Here is a 16,010-nt window from a genome sequence, read left to right on the forward strand (position 1 = left end):
TGTGCACTTTAACCGGTGACGCCGTAAGACTCGGGCTCACACCAGCGGTCGAAGGGGCGGTCGAGGCTGTAGCGGCCGTCGGGGCCCAGGAGCAGGGTGCGCCATTCGGCGTTGTCCGGGTTGGAGAGCGATTCGAACTCGGCGACCGTCCAGTGGAACCACCGCATGCAGAACAGCCGCATGGTGAGGCCGTGCGTGACGATCAGGACGTTGGGTGGGTGGTGGGGGTCCTCGAAGCTGCGCCAGAGGCTCTCCAGGAAGGCTCCGACCCGGTCGTAGACGTCGGCGCCCGACTCGCCCTGTGCGAAGCGGTAGAAGAAGTGACCATAGGCGTCGCGGTAGGCCTTCTGGCGCCGTACGTCGTCGCGGTCCTGCCAGTTGCCCCAGTCCTGTTCGCGGAGCCGGGGCTCCTCGCGGACCCGGACCTTCGCGGGGTCCAGGCCGAGGCTCTGGAAGGTCTGGTGGGTGCGGCGGTACGGCGACACATAGGCGGAGATCCGTTCGCCGTCGAACATCGCGCGCAGGGCACGGCCGGCGTCCTCCGCCTGGCTCCGCCCTTTCGCGGTCAGCGCGAGGGCGTGGTCGGGCTCGCGCTCGTAGACGGTGTCGTCGACGTTCCCCACGGACTCGCCGTGGCGGAGCAGGACGATGCGTCGGGGCCGTGCCATGCGGCCAGCGTAAAACGCCTGCCCTGTACATGCCGGGCGTGGGTGGCGGGGTGCCCACCGCCTGCGCCGCTGACCCCGACGGGACGCAAACGCAACTTGGGTTCCGTTACGGCGCGGACGACACACCGCCCGCACCGACACCACGGGAGCCGCAGTCGTCCGGCGACGCCGAGAAGACGCAGGTCAGGGGCGACGGCCCGGCGGGCGCACCGCCCGCTGGGGAGACCTGGAGGGACTGATCGCCGACGCCCCGGACCTGGCGGGGCGAGGAACGCCGACCGCCGCCCGACACCAGGTCCCTGGAGGGCGATCTGCGCGCCCTCGCCCATGAGGTCGTCACCTCGTTCACCCGCCCCGCGGCGGCCGCGTCCGGTCCCGCGATGATCGCGGCCGGCACCGCGGCCCGCTCCCCCGGGCGGCCGGACCGACCTCGGGGTTCACACCGTCCAGGAGGGTTCGAGCTGCACCACGTCGCCCGCGATCGCCTGGACGTCCGCGGCTATCTGGGCCCGCAGCGCCAGCCGTTCCACCCGCTCAGGGCGGTACTTGCCGCGCTCGGCCGCCGACTGCCACATGGACAGCACCAGGAACTCCTCACCGGGAGCCCGCCCGACCATCCCCCGGAGCATGCCGGGCGACCCGGCCATCGCCGGATTCCAGACCTTCTCCTGCATGAGCACGAAGTGGTCCACCCGGTCCTGGCGCACCTGGCAGTGCGCCAGCCGCAGCACGTCCGCATCGCCGAAGGCCGGCCGGAACCCCACCTTCACGTCGAATTCGTGCTCGAACAGCCGCACTTGGATGTCCTTGTAGGTGCCGGTCTGCGCGGCCGCCAACCGGTCGTGCGAGCGCGCCATGAAGGAGTCGTAGAACGACCGGCTCTCCCAGAAGCCGACCAGGTGGGCGACACCGGGCCGGGACCGGCTCCAGCCCCCGGCCTGCCCCCGGAAACCGGGCTCGCCCAGGAGCCCGGCCCATTTCCGCTGCCCCCGCTCGAAACCTTGACGGTCCACGACGGTGAGGCGAATCCACTTGACCAGCACCGCGCCATCGTACGGCCCGCGCACCGCAAGATCCGCTGCGCACGGGCTCCCCGCCGGCCCGAACTCCCCTACGTCCGCGGATCGATGGGCGTCAGCACCCCAAGACGCCGCTCCACCTCCTCAGCGGCCGTCAGGCACAGGTCCTCCCGATAGGCGCGCCCGATCAGCTGCACACCGTAGGGGAGCCCGTCCACCACTCCGGTCGGCACCGCCACAGCGGGCACCCCGACGAAGCTGGTCGCGGTGCACAGCCGCAGCGCCTTCTGCACCCGCCGATGGCTCTCCAGGTCCCGCGACTCGTCCCCCGGCACGAACGGCGGGTCGGTGAACACCGGCCCCAGAACCAGCGGATAGGCGTCCAGGAAGCCCGCCCAGTCACGCTGGATGCCCAGGCGCGCGCCGGTGAGCCGCAGGTACTCGGGCAGTTCGGCGGGGGCCGCCCCGTCCATGCTCAGCTCGATGTAGCGGTGCCCGCCCTCCCCCAGCAGCGGCTTGACCACCGGCCAGGTCGTGGCGAACTCGGCCCGGGTGAGCCTCTCGTAGACCTCCACGGCGTCGTCCAGCCGCGGCATGTCGAGCCCCTCGCACACCTCGTACCCGGCCTCCCGAAGCGCCTCAGCGGCGCGCTCGACCGCCGCGCGCACGGTCGGGTGGACACCGCGCCCGCCCGGGTCCGCCACCACCGCCACCTTGAGGGGGCGCGGCAGCGGCTCGCCGTACGGGGGCATCGGTACCGCTCTCGGGTCGCGCGGGTCGGCGCCGGCGAGCACCTCGTAGGCCAGGCGCAGATCGTCGACCGTACGGGCCAACGGGCCGTCCGAGACGAGGATTTGGGAGGCGAAGGAAGGATCGTCGGAGCCGATGCGGTGATCGGCGGCGAACCTCCCATAGGTCGGCTTCAGTGCCGCGACGCCGCAGAAGGACGCGGGAAGGCGCACCGATCCCCCGGAGTCGTTGCCCAGGCCGAGCGGGGCCATCCCGGTGGCCACCGCGGCACCGTCGCCGCCACTGGAGCCGCCCGGAGTGACCTTCGGGTCCCAGGGGTTGGCGGTGTCCCCGTAGAGGACGCTGCGGGCGTGCACACCGGCGAGGATCAGCGTCGGCATGTTGCTGTGCCCGATGGGGACGGCACCAGCCGCGCGCAACCGGGCCACCGGGGGCGCGTCGGCGCGCGCCACGCGGTCACGGAACTGCTCCACGCCGAAGGTCGTCGGCACGCCCTCGATGTCGGTGGTCTCCTTGACCGTGAACGGCACACCGGCCAGCGGGCCCAGCGCGGCGCCCGCGGCGCGCCGTCGGTCGGTCTCCGCGGCATCCGCCCGCGCCCGGTCGGCGAGCAGTTGGGTCACGGCGTTGACCGCCGGATTGACCTCGGCGATCCGCGTCAGGTGGTCCTCGACCAGTTCCGCCGCGGTCACCTCCCCGGCGCGCACCGCCGCCGCCTGGGCGCGGGCCGGCATCTTCCAGAGCGCATCACGCATGTCCGTGAGTCCTCACCGTTTCGTCGTCGTCGCATCGTCGTCGCATCGCCGTCGCGGGGCCGGCCGCCTCCACGGCAGCGCTCAGCGGGCAGCGGAGGCCACGGACGGCGTCACACGACGTTTCGATGCATGCGCATCACTACCTCGCCATCGTAACCTTGTTACCGATACGCACGCATCGAATAAAGACGGAGCACCGCATGCCCAGACAGGTGGACCACGAGAGCCGGCGCCGGCAGATCGCCGACGCCGTGTGCCAACTGGCCGACGAGAGCGGCCTGGAAGGAGTGACGCTCCGGGACGTGGCGGCCCGCGCGGAGGTGTCCATGGGCGCCGTCCAGCGCTGCTTCCGCACCAAGGAGGAGATGCTGGTCTTCGCACTCACCCACATCGGCGAGCGGATCACCACCCGGGTCACGGCACAACTGGTCGCCTCGCCCGCCCAGTCGGCCCGTACGACACTGGGGCACGCGGCGACCGAGATCGCGCTGCTGCGGGAGGAGCAGCGCGCCGAGGCACGCGTCTGGCTGGCCTTCGTCGCCCAGGCCGCGGTCACCCCGCGCCTGGCCGGCATCCTGCGCGCCAGTTACGCCGAACTCCAGGCGTTGTGCAGCCGGTTGATCGGCGAGGCCACCGGGACCGCCGCGCCAGAGCACGCCGCCCGCGCCCTCCTTGCCCTCGCCGACGGCCTCACCACCCACGTCCTCATCGGCCACCTCTCCCCCGAGGAGGCACGGGACGTCCTCGACGGCCATCTCACCCGCCTGTGGGGCGAGGCGGCGACGTGAGCGACGCGCGCGAGCAATCGGTGCGAGCGTCGTGAACAGCCGGGAGCCGGGGCGGGGCGACGCACCGAGGAAGACGGGCGGGCAGAGCGAACCACTCTGACCGCCCGCAGAGTTGTCTGCTGACGTCAGCACACTCGGAACAACAGCTCAGCACATTCCACTCGGCGCACTCGGCGCACTCGGTAGCAATCGGCGCGGCCCAGCGGAGGCAATGCCCCTCATTGCACCGAGACATGTGCCCCATTGCACCGAGGAGCACAGACGGATTGCACCGGTGCACCGAACACCCCTTGCCGGCCGCGCATTTGGTGGGCCGCCGCCGGCGGACGCGTGGGACGATGGGAGAACACGGCGAAATTCCCAGGCAGTTGTCCGCCGGGAACCCGGCGGGCCGAGCCACGGGAGCTGACGGAAAGGAGCCCGGTGAACACGTTCAACAAGGGCATCGAAAAGATCGTGGTGGCACTCGGATGGGACCCCAGCCCCATAGGCGAGCCGGACATCGACCTGGACATCATCGCCGCGACCTACCCGGCGGACGCACCCCACGGCGACCCCGCCTATCTGGTGCACTTCGACAGCCGCTCACCGGACGGGACCATCACCCTCAACCGGGACAGCCGGACCGGTCAGGGTTTCGGTGACGACGAGGTCATGACGCTGGAGCTGGGCCGGCTGTCCGAGCGCTACTCCCGCGTCATGGTGGGCGTGGTGATCCAACAGGCGCACGGCCGGAAGGTTTTCGGCGAGGTGGAGGGCACCCTCATCGAGGTGCGGGAGGGGTACGACAAGCTCGCGCGGGTCGACTTCTCCGAGGTCGAGGACGCGACGGCGTCGACGGTCGCCGAGTTCGTCCGGGACGCGGCCGGCGAATGGCGTTTCCAGCCCGCACTGCGCGGGTTCGACGCCGACCCCGAGACCTTCACCCGACTGATGGGCGCCTGACACATACGGATACGGGCAACGGGGCCGGGAGGCGGCAGCGTCCGCCTCTCCCCCCTTCCCTTCCCCGGCCTTCCACCACCCTTGCCGCTCCCGTCACTTACCCGCCTTCTTGCGGCGACGGTGGGCCGCGACCCGCTCCCGCGTGGCACAGGCCGACGAGCAGTAGCGGCGGGCGCTCCCTGGGCCCGTGCCCAGGTAGAGAGTGGTGCAGCCGGACGCCGCACACTCGCCCCAGGGGACGCGGCCGTGCTCGGTCAGGATCTGGGCCAACGCCAGCGCACTGGAGGCCAGGAACCAGTCGGCCCAACCCGCGTCATCCCCCCGGTCGACATGCAGGTGCCAGGGGTGGCCATCGTGCCGGGAGAGCCGCGGTCGGGCGCCGCAGGCGGCCAGCAGCGCATTGAGGGCGAGGGCGGCCCGATCGGTGTCGGCCTCGGTGAGGAGTTGGGCCATCTGGGCCGCGGCGCCGCGGAGTTCACCGGCATCGCGCTCCGAGAACGCCTGCTCGGTGAGCTCGTCGGGGCTCTCGCCGTGCCGGACGAGGAGTTCGACGAGGGCGGCGCGGGGCAGATCCGGCACCGCCCGGACGGCGTTGGCCAGGTCGATCAACCGCTCCGCGGGCCGGAAACCGTGCCGCGGGGCGGCATCCCCGGTACCGGCACTGACGCCCTCGCCGATGCCGTGCTCAGTGTTGGTCTGCATAGCGCCTTCCGTTCCGTTCTGTGCCGTGCCGTGCCGTGCCGTTGCCGCCGGGGTTCGTTGCCGGCCGCCCGAAGTCCACCCTCCGCACCCGGCCAGCACCATCGCCCCCTACTCCCCACCCATTTCACGCCACCCCGCCCCCGCGCCTTCCTCTCCTCTCACCGTAACGCCTTATATTCATAAGCCGTTACGGAACCGTCGGACGGGAGAGACTGGCCATGCACACCGCCCGCACTTCTACCGGGTTGCCGCGCTATCTGGCCGTCGCCCTGTTCGCGCGGCTGGCCGAGGAGGGCATGGCCGTGGCCGCGGTACTGCTGGCACTGGCCCGTACCGGCAGCGCCGCCCAGGGCGCGTTCGTCCTCACTGCCTGGATGGCACCGCATCTCCTCGCCGCTCCCCTGGTGGGCGCCCTCGCGGCACGCACCCGACGGCCCCGGCTGTTCCACCTGGTGGCCCTGGGCGGGTTCGCCGCGGCCATCGGCGCGCTGGCGCTGCTCACCGGGCGCGCCCCCGCGCCGGTGACGCTGGCCGTGGCGCTGCTCGGCGGCAGCTGTGGCCCGGTGGTCTCCGGTGGCCTGTCGGGGCTGATAGCGGTCCTGGTCCCCGCGGGGCCCGCACGCGATCGCGCCTACGCGCTGGACGCCGCGGTCTACAACGCCGCCTCGGTAGCCGGTCCGGCCGCTGTGAGCGTGATCGCCGGGCTGTGGTCACCGGGCCCGGCGATGGCGCTCCTCGCCGGGGCGGCGGCGGTCGCCGCCACGCTGTCCCCCGGGCTCTTCCGCGGACGTGACCGGCCCGGCGTCCAGCCGCCCGACGCCGGGCCCGCCCCGGACGCAGAGCGGTCCGGACCGATCGCGGGCCTGACCGCCGTGGTACGCGTCCGGGAACTGCGGGCGATCACCGCTGCCACCTGCCTGGCATTCGTCGGGATCGGCGGCCTGACCACCACCACGGTGCTGCTCGCCGCACACCGGGGCCACCCGGGCAGCGGCGGCACCTTGATGACCGCGTTCGCCGTGGGGGCGCTCGCCGGATCGTTGAGTGTGGCCCGGTGGCGGCCGCGCGTGTCGACCCAACTGATGGCCACTGCCGCCCTGTTGGGCACCGGCGTCGCCCTCGCTGCCGCCGCGCTGACCCCGTGGCCGGCGGCCGTCGTGGCACTGTTCGTCCTCGCCGGACTGTGCGACGGCCCCCTACTGACGGCAACGCTACGCATCCGTGCCGACCACGCCCCGGCAGCCGTACGGGCCCAGGTGTTCACCCTGGGAGCCGGCCTGAAGGTCACGGCGGCGGCCTGCGGCGCGGGCCTCACGGGACTGGCCGCAGCGCTCCCGCCGCCGGCCCTCCTCCTGACGATCGCCGCCCTGCAAGTCATCGCCGCGCTGCTCCACACACTCCTCCTGACCGGCGGCCGCCGCCCCAGCCCGGCCGCAGATACCCCCACACAGGACGAATCCCAGGAGAAAACACAGGGCAAAACCCCGGAGGAGACACAAAAGAAAGCACAGGAGGAAGCACAGGAGGAAGCCCCACACCCCCACCGAGGGACGGCCCTTTAACACCTCACCTCCCGTAAGCCCCACCTCCCAAAAGCCCTCACCCCTGAAGAGCCCTACCTCCTGAAGTCGCCCCGCCCCACACTCACCACGACCCGACCCGACCCGACCCGACCCGATCCGCCCCACCCGACCACACAAGGGGCCCGCACCGCCCCCCAACGGAACACCGCAACTACTCGATATCCACCGCCCCCTGCGACCTCTCACCGCGACCTCATGAGCCCCGGCATAACCACTTGCCGCACCATTCGCGTATGCCCAGGATTACTGCCATGCCTGCTTTCACCGCGCCCGACGGGACCACGCTCGCCTACCACCTCGTGGGGAAAGGCGAGCCGCTGCTCTGTCTTCCCGGCGGTCCCATGCGCGCTTCCGCCTACCTCGGCGATCTGGGCGGAATGGCGGAGCACCGCCAATTGATCCAGCTCGATCTGCGCGGCACCGGCGCCTCCGGCATTCCCACCGACCCGGCGACCTACCGCTGCGACCGGCAGGTGGACGACGTCGAGGCGTTCCGCGCGCACCTCGGTCTCGAACGCGTCGATCTTCTCGCGCACTCCGCGGCCGGCGATCTCGCCCTGCTCTACGCCGCCCGTTTTCCGGCACGAATCCGCAGCCTCACCCTGGTCACCGCCCGGGCCCGCGCCCTGGGCATCGACTTCACCGAGGCACACCGGCGGGAAGCGGCCGCCCTGCGCTCCGCCGAACCGTGGTTCCCCACCGCCCACCGCTCCTACGAGGCGGTCTGGTCCGGCACCCCCACGGACGCCGACTGGGACGCCATCGCCCCCTTCTTCTACGGGCGTTGGGACGCGGCAGCCCAGGAGCACGCCGCCACCGAGGTCCCGCAGAGCAACGAGGAGGCCGCGGAGCGGTATGCGTCCGCCGGGGCCTTCGATCCGGCCGCGGCCCGCTCGGCCCTGGCGGCGCTGACCGCGCAGGGCATACCGGTGCTGCTCCTGGTGGGCGAGTGGGACAGCGGCCCGCTGCCGCGCGTCGCCGCGGAGATCGCCGCACTGCTGCCCGGCGCCGAGGTGGCCGTCCAGCCGGGTGCCGGCCACTTCCCCTGGCTCGACGACCCGGAACACTTCACCCGGACCGTCACCGGCTTCCTCCCGTAGCGCTCGCGGAGTTCCCGCGTCACCCATCAGCGGGCCACCAGGCACTGACCGTACAAGACGCGCAAGCCGGCGCAAGGTACGTCCATACCGGGGCGGTGGAGTCCGGGGTCCATCGGTCTCCGCCGCCCCGGTCAGCTCATGCCCGGCGGCCGTTCACCGGCCGCCGCCCCGTTGAACAGAGGGTCGAAGCCCCCGCGGAACGGTCCCGACGCGACGCCACCACGGCCGGCACGCCAAGGGCGATCAACGCCCAGCCGCCCGAGAGCGGTTCCAGCGCCACCACCGGCATTCCCAGCGCCGGCAGGATCCATCCGGCCTCCCCGGGCAGCCGGCCCGTGGCGATCACGGACCTCCTGACGAGGAGCCCGAGACCGAAGAAGGCCATCCCGCCGATCATGAACCACAGGGCCGTCCTGCGGGCGAAAACGTCATGGCGGATCGCGTTCCACAGCCCGTCCGAGACGATGCCGCTCCACTGCGCGGACATGGCGACGGCGCCCACCACCATGTGCGCCGTAGCGACGACGAGCATCAGGCGGGGCACCCAGAAGCAGCGGCGCCAGGCCCCACACACGCCGCGAGGGGGTGCCGACTCATTGGTCGGCACCCCCTCTTGAGGCGCTACTCAGGCGGATCGGCTACCCCCGCCGCATGGTGCGGCCGGGGCGGCTCCGCCCGCTGTCAGCTGCAGCCGCTGGTCGAGCCGCAGCCCTCGCAGAGGTAGCAGCTGCCGGCCCGCTGCATCTTGGTGCCGCAGGAGAAGCAGAGCGGGGCGTCCGCGTTGATGCCCAGCTGCATCTCCACCAGTTCGGCGTTGGTGTGCGCCTGCTTGGGGGCCGGTGCGGCGGGCGCCTCGACGGCCTGGGCCGACGAGGTGGACTGCTTGGGCGTCTCCACCTTCGGGGCCGACTGGGCCAGGCCCTCCACGTCGACCTCGTCCTCGGGCAGCTCGTACGAGCCGGTCTCCAGGTGGCGCTGACGCTCCTCCACGGAGTGGATGCCCAGTGCCGAGCGGGTCTCGAACGGCAGGAAGTCCAGCGCCAGACGGCGGAAGATGTAGTCGACGATCGACTGCGCCATCCGCACGTCCGGGTCGTCGGTCATACCGGCCGGCTCGAAGCGCATGTTGACGAACTTCGAGACGTAGGTCTCCAGCGGCACGCCGTACTGGAGGCCGACCGACACCGCGATGGAGAAGGCGTCCATCATGCCCGCGAGGGTCGAACCCTGCTTGGACATCTTCAGGAAGACCTCACCAAGACCGTCGTCCGGGTAGGAGTTGGCGGTCATGTAGCCCTCGGCGCCGCCGACCGTGAAGGAAGTGGTGATCCCCGGGCGGCCCTTGGGCAGGCGCTTGCGGACCGGGCGGTACTCGACCACCTTCTTCTCCGCGGCCGGCTCGACCTCGGCCTTCTTCTCCTCTTCCTTCTTCTTGGCGGAGAGGGGCTGACCGACCTTGCAGTTGTCGCGGTAGATCGCGAGCGCCTTCAGGCCGAGCTTCCAGCCCTGGAAGTAGACGTCCTCGATCTCCTCGACGGTGGCCGTCTCCGGGACGTTGACCGTCTTGGAGATGGCGCCGGAGAGGAACGGCTGGGCCGCGGCCATCATGCGGACGTGGCCCATCGGGGAGATGGAGCGCTCGCCCATGGCGCAGTCGAAGACCTCGTAGTGCTCCGGCTTGAGGCCGGGGGCGTCGACGACGTTGCCGTGGTCGGCGATGTGCGCGACGATCGCCTCGACCTGCTCGGGCTGGTAGCCGAGCCGCTTGAGCGCCTTGGGGACCGTGTTGTTCACGATCTGCATGGAGCCGCCGCCGACCAGCTTCTTGAACTTGACCAGCGCCAGGTCCGGCTCGACACCGGTGGTGTCGCAGTCCATCATCAGGCCGATGGTGCCGGTGGGGGCCAGCACCGACGCCTGGGCGTTGCGGAAGCCGTTCTTCTCGCCGAGGCGCAGCACGTCCTGCCATGCCTCGGTCGCCGCGGCCCACACCGGGGTGTCCAGGTCGTCCATGCGCACCGCGACGCCGTTGGCGTCGGAGTGCTGCTTCATGACGCGCTTGTGGGCGTCGGCGTTGCGGGCGTAGCCGTCGTACGGGCCGACGACCGAGGCCAGCTCGGCGGAGCGCTTGTAGGAGGTGCCGGTCATCAGCGAGGTGATGGCACCGGCCAGCGCGCGGCCGCCGTCGGAGTCGTAGGCGTGACCGGTGGCCATCAGCAGCGCGCCGAGGTTGGCGTAGCCGATGCCCAGCTGGCGGAAGGCGCGGGTGGTCTCGCCGATCTTCTCGGTGGGGAAGTCCGCGAAGCAGATCGAGATGTCCATGGCCGTGATGACCAGCTCGACGACCTTGGCGAACCGCGCGGCGTCGAAGGACTGGTTGCCCTGGTCGTCGTCGCGGAGGAACTTCAGGAGGTTGAGCGAGGCGAGGTTGCACGAGGAGTTGTCCAGGTGCATGTACTCGCTGCACGGGTTGGACGCGGTGATCCGCCCGGACTCCGGCGAGGTGTGCCAGTGGTTGATGGTGTCGTCGTACTGGATGCCGGGGTCGGCGCAGGCCCAGGCGGCCTCGGCCATCTTGCGGAAGAGCGACTTGGCGTCGACCTCCTCGATGACCTCGCCGGACATCCGGCCGCGCAGGCCGAACTTGCCGCCGGACTCCACGGCCTTCATGAACTCGTCGTTCACGCGGACCGAGTTGTTGGCGTTCTGGTACTGGACGGACGTGATGTCGTCGCCGCCCAGGTCCATGTCGAAGCCCGCGTCGCGCAGCGCGCGGATCTTCTCCTCTTCCTTGACCTTGGTCTCGATGAACGCCTCGACGTCGGGGTGGTCGACGTCCAGGACGACCATCTTGGCCGCGCGGCGGGTGGCGCCACCGGACTTGATGGTGCCGGCGGAGGCGTCGGCGCCGCGCATGAAGGAGACCGGGCCGGAGGCGTTGCCACCGGAGGAGAGCAGTTCCTTGGAGGAGCGGATGCGGGAGAGGTTCAGGCCGGCACCGGAGCCGCCCTTGAAGATCATCCCCTCTTCCTTGTACCAGTCCAGGATCGACTCCATGGAGTCGTCCACGGAGAGGATGAAGCAGGCGCTGACCTGCTGCGGCTGCTGGGTGCCGACGTTGAACCACACCGGGGAGTTGAAGCTGAAGACCTGGTGGAGCAGGGCGTAGGCCAGCTCGTGCTCGAAGATCTCGGCGTCCGCCGGGGAGGCGAAGTAACCGTTCTCCTCACCGCTCTTGCGGTATGTCTTGACCACGCGGTCGATGAGCTGCTTGAGGCTCGACTCCCGGTTCGGGGAGCCCACCGCGCCGCGGAAGTACTTGCTCGTGACGATGTTGACCGCGTTCACCGACCAGAAGTCGGGGAACTCGACGCCGCGCTGCTCGAAGTTGACCGAGCCGTCGCGCCAGTTGGTCATGACGACGTCACGGCGCGCCCACTCGACCTCGTCGTACGGATGCACGCCGGGGGTGGTGTGGATGCGCTCGATGCGCAGACCCTTGCTCGCCTTGCTGCCCTTGGCGCGGGAGCCTCGTGCCGGGCCGCTCGTCGTCTCTGTCATTCCGCCTCCCTGTACGGGCAAACGCCCATATGTGCACACAAATTCCGTGGCACGGTGTATGTCTTACCGGAACCGGGGCGCCCTGCTCTCGCCCCGGCTCAGCTCTGGATGCTCGCCGAACTCAGTCGGCAGCGGTGGCGGGCACGGGAACGACCGGCTCGCCGGCCTCCTCGTCGGCCCCGCCATGCGCGGGCGGCCCCTGCTCGCGCTGCTCCCGCAGCTCGGCGATGGCCGCCTCGAAGTCCTCAAGTGAATCGAACGCCCGGTAGACGGACGCGAAGCGCAGGTACGCGACGAGGTCGAGTTCCTGCAACGGGCCCAGTATGGCGAGCCCGACGTCATGGGTGGTCAGCTCGGCGCTGCCGGTGGCGCGCACCGCCTCCTCGACCCGCTGGCCGAGCTTGGCGAGGGCGTCCTCGGTGACCGGGCGCCCCTGGCATGCCTTGCGCACGCCCGCGATGACCTTGGTGCGGCTGAAAGGCTCGGTGACCCCGCTCCGCTTGATCACCATCAGCGATGCCGTTTCCACGGTCGTGAAACGGCGGGAGCAGTCGGGGCACTGGCGCCGGCGGCGGATCGCCGTCCCGTCGTCCGTGGTGCGGCTGTCGACGACCCGGCTGTCCGGGTGCCTGCAGAAGGGGCAGTGCATGGCTCCACCCTCCTCAACCCTCGGAAACGGACGCACGCCAAAGACGACCGGCGTACGGCGACTGACACCTCCGGCCGGTCCCTGCGGGCCCTTCGGAGCAGCCACCAGCATAGGCGATCCCTGGGGCCCAACAGACCCGGCACCACAACTTGTAGGCAGCCGAACGCATCTAAGCACTACATGTGGTGTCGGGGCGCTCATATCCGCCTACCGCGTGTCGCGAAGGAGAGGGTGGCGCGGGCCGTCCACGAGGGTACGGGAAGCCACCCGGAGAGGGGACTGCAGGGGCGGGGATGACACAATCGGCGACGCCGCGGCGAGCCGTCGCCGCGGTGCCGTCGGCGGCTTTTCGGGACGGGTTCCGGGCGGTATTTCCGAAGCGGAATCCGGGCAGGAATCCGAGGCCGGGCGCCCCGGAGGTCCGAATTACCATTCGGCCATACACCGCGCTGCTTGATCAGGTCAGCCAATCGCGGAATTTTTCACTCGAACGTGTGTTTGGCGCAACCTTTCGAAAGCAACTACCGTTGGCTAACTAGGGAGAACATTTCGAGAGGGGCCGACGTGACCACCACCGCAGACAGCGCGACCATCACCGCACAAAGCCACTCCCAGAGCCGATTCGAGCAACCACAAAGGGCACCGCGGCCGATGGAAGAGACCACGTCGGACTCCGAAGAGCACAAGCCCACCCGCTCGCTGCCGGGGCGCCCCCCCGGTATTCGTGCCGACAGCTCCGGGCTCACCGACCGCCAGCGCCGGGTGATCGAAGTGATCCGGGATTCGGTGCAGCGGCGCGGTTATCCCCCGTCCATGCGGGAGATCGGCCAGGCCGTCGGGCTCTCCAGCACCTCCTCCGTCGCCCACCAGCTGATGGCCCTGGAGCGCAAGGGCTTCCTGCGGCGCGACCCGCACCGCCCGCGGGCGTACGAGGTCCGCGCCTCGGACCAGCCGACGAGCGCGGCGACGGAGACCGCCGGCAAGCCCGCCGCGTCCTACGTCCCGCTGGTCGGCCGGATCGCGGCCGGCGGCCCGATCCTGGCCGAGGAGTCCGTCGAGGATGTCTTCCCGCTCCCCCGCCAACTGGTCGGCGACGGCGAGCTGTTCGTGCTGAAGGTCGTGGGTGACTCCATGATCGAGGCCGCGATCTGCGACGGCGACTGGGTCACCGTCCGCCGCCAGCCGGTCGCCGAGAACGGCGACATCGTCGCCGCGATGCTCGACGGGGAAGCGACCGTCAAGCGCTTCAAGCGCGAGGACGGCCATGTGTGGCTGCTGCCGCACAACTCCGCGTACCAGCCCATCCCCGGCGACGAGGCGACCATCCTCGGCAAAGTGGTCGCGGTGCTGCGCCGGGTCTGACACCGCCCCGCCGCCCCCAAGACCGGGCCCCGGGACGGAACCACTGCGCCGGTTCCGTCCCGGGGCTCCGTGCTGTCCGGGCAGCCCTCCGGCGGGGCCCGCTCTCCCTGGGCCCCGCTCCCGCGCTACTCCCCCGCGCTCTCCGCCTCCTTGGCCGCCTTGTCGATGACGGCCAGGGAACGGCGGACCTGATTGCGGTCGGTGGTGAACCAGAAGTCCGGCATGGACTTGCGGAGGAAGGAGCCGTAGCGGGCCCGCTCCACCCGCGGGTCCAGCACCGCGACCACACCGCGGTCGCCGGTGGCCCGGACCAGACGGCCCGCCCCCTGCGCCATCAGCAGCGCGGCGTGGGTCGCCGCGACCGCCATGAAGCCGTTGCCGCCGCCTTCTTCCACCGCCTTCTGCCGGGCGCTCATCAGCGGATCGTCCGGCCGCGGGAAGGGCACCCGGTCCATGACCACCAGCTGGCAGCTCGGACCCGGCACATCCACGCCCTGCCACAGCGACAACGTGCCGAACAGGCACGTCCGGGCGTCCGCGGCGAACGTCCGGATCAGCTCGCCGAGGGTCTCCTCGCCCTGCAACAGCACCGGCATGTCCAGCCGACCGCGCATCGCCTCCGCCGCGGCCTGGGCGCCCCGCATCGAGGAGAACAGCCCCAGCGTCCGACCGCCGGCCGCCTCGATCAGCTCCGCCAGCTCATCGAGCATGTCCTCGCGGTTGCCCTCCCGGCCGGGCTGGGCGAGATGCTTGGCGACGTAGAGGATGCCCTGCTTGCGGTAGTCGAAGGGCGAGCCGACGTCCAGGCCCTTCCAGACCGGCTCGTCCTCGCCCGCGGTGCCCTCCGGGCCCAGGCCCAGCGAGGCCGCCACACCGTTGAAATCGCCGCCCAGCTTGAGGGTGGCGGAGGTCAGCACCACCGACCGGTCGGTGAACAGCTTCTCCCGCAGCAGCCCCGAGACCGACAGCGGCGCCACCCGCAGCGAGGCACCGAAGCGGTCATGGCGCTCGTACCAGACCACGTCGTACTCGGAGCCGTTCGCGATGCGCTCGGCGACGTCGTGGACGTTCTCCACCGCGGCGAGGGCCTGCTTGCGGACGGCGTCCTCGTCCTGGACGGACTTGTCGCGCGTCGAACCGAGCGCGCCGATCACCGTGCGGGCCGCGTCCCGCAGCGCCATCAGGCAGTACCCCAGCTCCTCGGGGATCTCCTCCAGGCGCCCGGGCAGCGCCAGCTCCATCAACCGCTCGAAGGTCTCGGAGGCGGTCTGGAGCTGATCGGCGGCCTTCTCGTCGACCAGCTTGGCGGCGCGCCGCACCGCGCGGTTGACCTGCCCGGGAGTGAGCTCCCCGGTGGCCACGCCGGTGACCCGGGAGACCAGCTCATGGGCCTCGTCGATGATCAGGACCTCGTGCTGCGGCAGGACCGGGGCGCCCTCGATGGCGTCGATCGCCAGCAGCGCATGGTTGGTGATCACCACATCGGCGAGCTTGGCGCGCTCCCGGGCGGCCTCCGCGAAGCACTCCGCGCCGTAGGCGCACTTCGACGCGCCCAGGCACTCCCGGGAGGAGACCGACACCTGGCCCCAGGCACGGTCGGAGACGCCCGGGGTCAGATCGTCGCGATCACCGGTCTCGGTCTCGTCCGCCCAGTCGCGCATCCGGAGGAGGTCCTGGCCGAGCTTGCTGGTGGGCGCCGCCTGCTCGAAGACGTCGAAGAGGCCGTCCTCCTCGTCCTGCGGGGCGCCCTCGTGGAGGCGGTGCAGGCAGAGGTAGTTGGAGCGGCCCTTGAGCATCGCGAAATTCGGCCGGCGACGCAGCTGCGGATGCAGCGCCTCGACCGTCCGTGGCAGATCGCGCTCGACGAGCTGGCGCTGGAGGGCGAGGGTGGCCGTGGCGACCACGACCCGCTCGCCATGGGCCAGCGCCGGCACCAGATAGCCGAGGGACTTTCCGGTGCCGGTGCCGGCCTGCACCAGCAGATGGGCCTGGTCGTCCACGGCCTCGGCGACGGCCTCGGCCATGGCCACCTGGCCGGGCCGCTCGCTGCCGCCGACGGCGGTGACGGCGGCATGGAGCAGATCGGGGAGAGAGGGCTTCGTCATAGCGTCTGCAAGCCTACGCGGGA

13 protein-coding genes are annotated in these 16,010 nt (G+C 71.1%); 5 read left to right on the forward strand and 8 right to left on the reverse strand.

The features are described 5' to 3' along the window. Window positions 1-8: 8 nt before the first annotated feature. From ACIQE0_RS29070 to ACIQE0_RS29080, 3 genes are all read right to left on the reverse strand, one after another. A complete protein-coding gene (locus ACIQE0_RS29070) occupies window positions 9-668 on the reverse strand; it encodes a histidine phosphatase family protein (protein ID WP_366331648.1) in 660 nt (219 codons plus the stop codon). 437 nt (window positions 669-1,105) lie between these two features. Beyond that, a complete protein-coding gene (locus tag ACIQE0_RS29075) occupies window positions 1,106-1,711 on the reverse strand; it encodes a YdbC family protein (protein ID WP_366331649.1) in 606 nt (201 codons plus the stop codon). A 68-nt stretch (window positions 1,712-1,779) separates the two neighbouring features. Beyond that, window positions 1,780-3,192, reverse strand: coding sequence for an amidase (locus ACIQE0_RS29080; protein WP_402337755.1), 1,413 nt, complete (start codon window positions 3,190-3,192; stop codon window positions 1,780-1,782). A gap of 200 nt (window positions 3,193-3,392) precedes the next feature. Here ACIQE0_RS29080 and ACIQE0_RS29085 point away from each other — a divergent pair, with 200 nt between their 5' ends. Both ACIQE0_RS29085 and ACIQE0_RS29090 read left to right on the forward strand, forming a co-directional pair. Beyond that, complete coding sequence (locus ACIQE0_RS29085; protein WP_402337758.1) at window positions 3,393-3,980, forward strand: TetR/AcrR family transcriptional regulator; 588 nt, start codon at window positions 3,393-3,395, stop codon at window positions 3,978-3,980. A 423-nt stretch (window positions 3,981-4,403) separates the two neighbouring features. Next, window positions 4,404-4,925 carry a TerD family protein gene (locus tag ACIQE0_RS29090; RefSeq protein ID WP_402337761.1) on the forward strand — a complete coding sequence of 174 codons (522 nt, stop codon included), beginning with the start codon at window positions 4,404-4,406 and terminating at the stop codon, window positions 4,923-4,925. A 93-nt stretch (window positions 4,926-5,018) separates the two neighbouring features. On the opposite strand, the gene ACIQE0_RS29095 is transcribed toward ACIQE0_RS29090, so the two are convergent. Continuing rightward, window positions 5,019-5,627, reverse strand: coding sequence for a CGNR zinc finger domain-containing protein (locus tag ACIQE0_RS29095; RefSeq protein ID WP_402337764.1), 609 nt, complete (start codon window positions 5,625-5,627; stop codon window positions 5,019-5,021). A gap of 218 nt (window positions 5,628-5,845) precedes the next feature. Here ACIQE0_RS29095 and ACIQE0_RS29100 point away from each other — a divergent pair, with 218 nt between their 5' ends. Beyond that, entirely contained in the window at window positions 5,846-7,189 is a 1,344-nt protein-coding gene (locus tag ACIQE0_RS29100) for an MFS transporter (protein WP_402337767.1), read from the forward strand. A gap of 272 nt (window positions 7,190-7,461) precedes the next feature. Further along, window positions 7,462-8,310, forward strand: coding sequence for an alpha/beta fold hydrolase (locus tag ACIQE0_RS29105; protein WP_402337770.1), 849 nt, complete (start codon window positions 7,462-7,464; stop codon window positions 8,308-8,310). A gap of 136 nt (window positions 8,311-8,446) precedes the next feature. Here the strand turns inward: ACIQE0_RS29105 and ACIQE0_RS29110 are convergent, their stop codons facing one another. The 3 genes from ACIQE0_RS29110 to nrdR form a co-directional block, all read right to left on the reverse strand. Beyond that, complete coding sequence (locus ACIQE0_RS29110) at window positions 8,447-8,917, reverse strand: DUF6463 family protein (RefSeq protein ID WP_402337773.1); 471 nt, start codon at window positions 8,915-8,917, stop codon at window positions 8,447-8,449. 74 nt (window positions 8,918-8,991) lie between these two features. After that, on the reverse strand, window positions 8,992-11,871 hold the full coding sequence (locus tag ACIQE0_RS29115; protein ID WP_402337775.1) for a vitamin B12-dependent ribonucleotide reductase: 2,880 nt from the start codon (window positions 11,869-11,871) through the stop codon (window positions 8,992-8,994). A gap of 121 nt (window positions 11,872-11,992) precedes the next feature. After that, on the reverse strand, window positions 11,993-12,520 hold the full coding sequence (gene nrdR / locus ACIQE0_RS29120) for a transcriptional regulator NrdR (protein WP_366331658.1): 528 nt from the start codon (window positions 12,518-12,520) through the stop codon (window positions 11,993-11,995). Between the two features lie 564 nt (window positions 12,521-13,084). On the opposite strand from nrdR, the gene lexA reads away from it, so the two are divergent. Further along, complete coding sequence (lexA, locus tag ACIQE0_RS29125) at window positions 13,085-13,882, forward strand: transcriptional repressor LexA (RefSeq protein WP_366331659.1); 798 nt, start codon at window positions 13,085-13,087, stop codon at window positions 13,880-13,882. A 125-nt stretch (window positions 13,883-14,007) separates the two neighbouring features. Here lexA and ACIQE0_RS29130 read toward each other — a convergent pair whose 3' ends face one another. Continuing rightward, window positions 14,008-15,987, reverse strand: coding sequence for an ATP-dependent DNA helicase (locus ACIQE0_RS29130; RefSeq protein WP_366331660.1), 1,980 nt, complete (start codon window positions 15,985-15,987; stop codon window positions 14,008-14,010). Window positions 15,988-16,010 lie beyond the last annotated feature (23 nt).

This window comes from Streptomyces sp. NPDC093097 (assembly GCF_044754325.1).
Classification (GTDB): Bacteria; Actinomycetota; Actinomycetes; order Streptomycetales; family Streptomycetaceae; genus Streptomyces.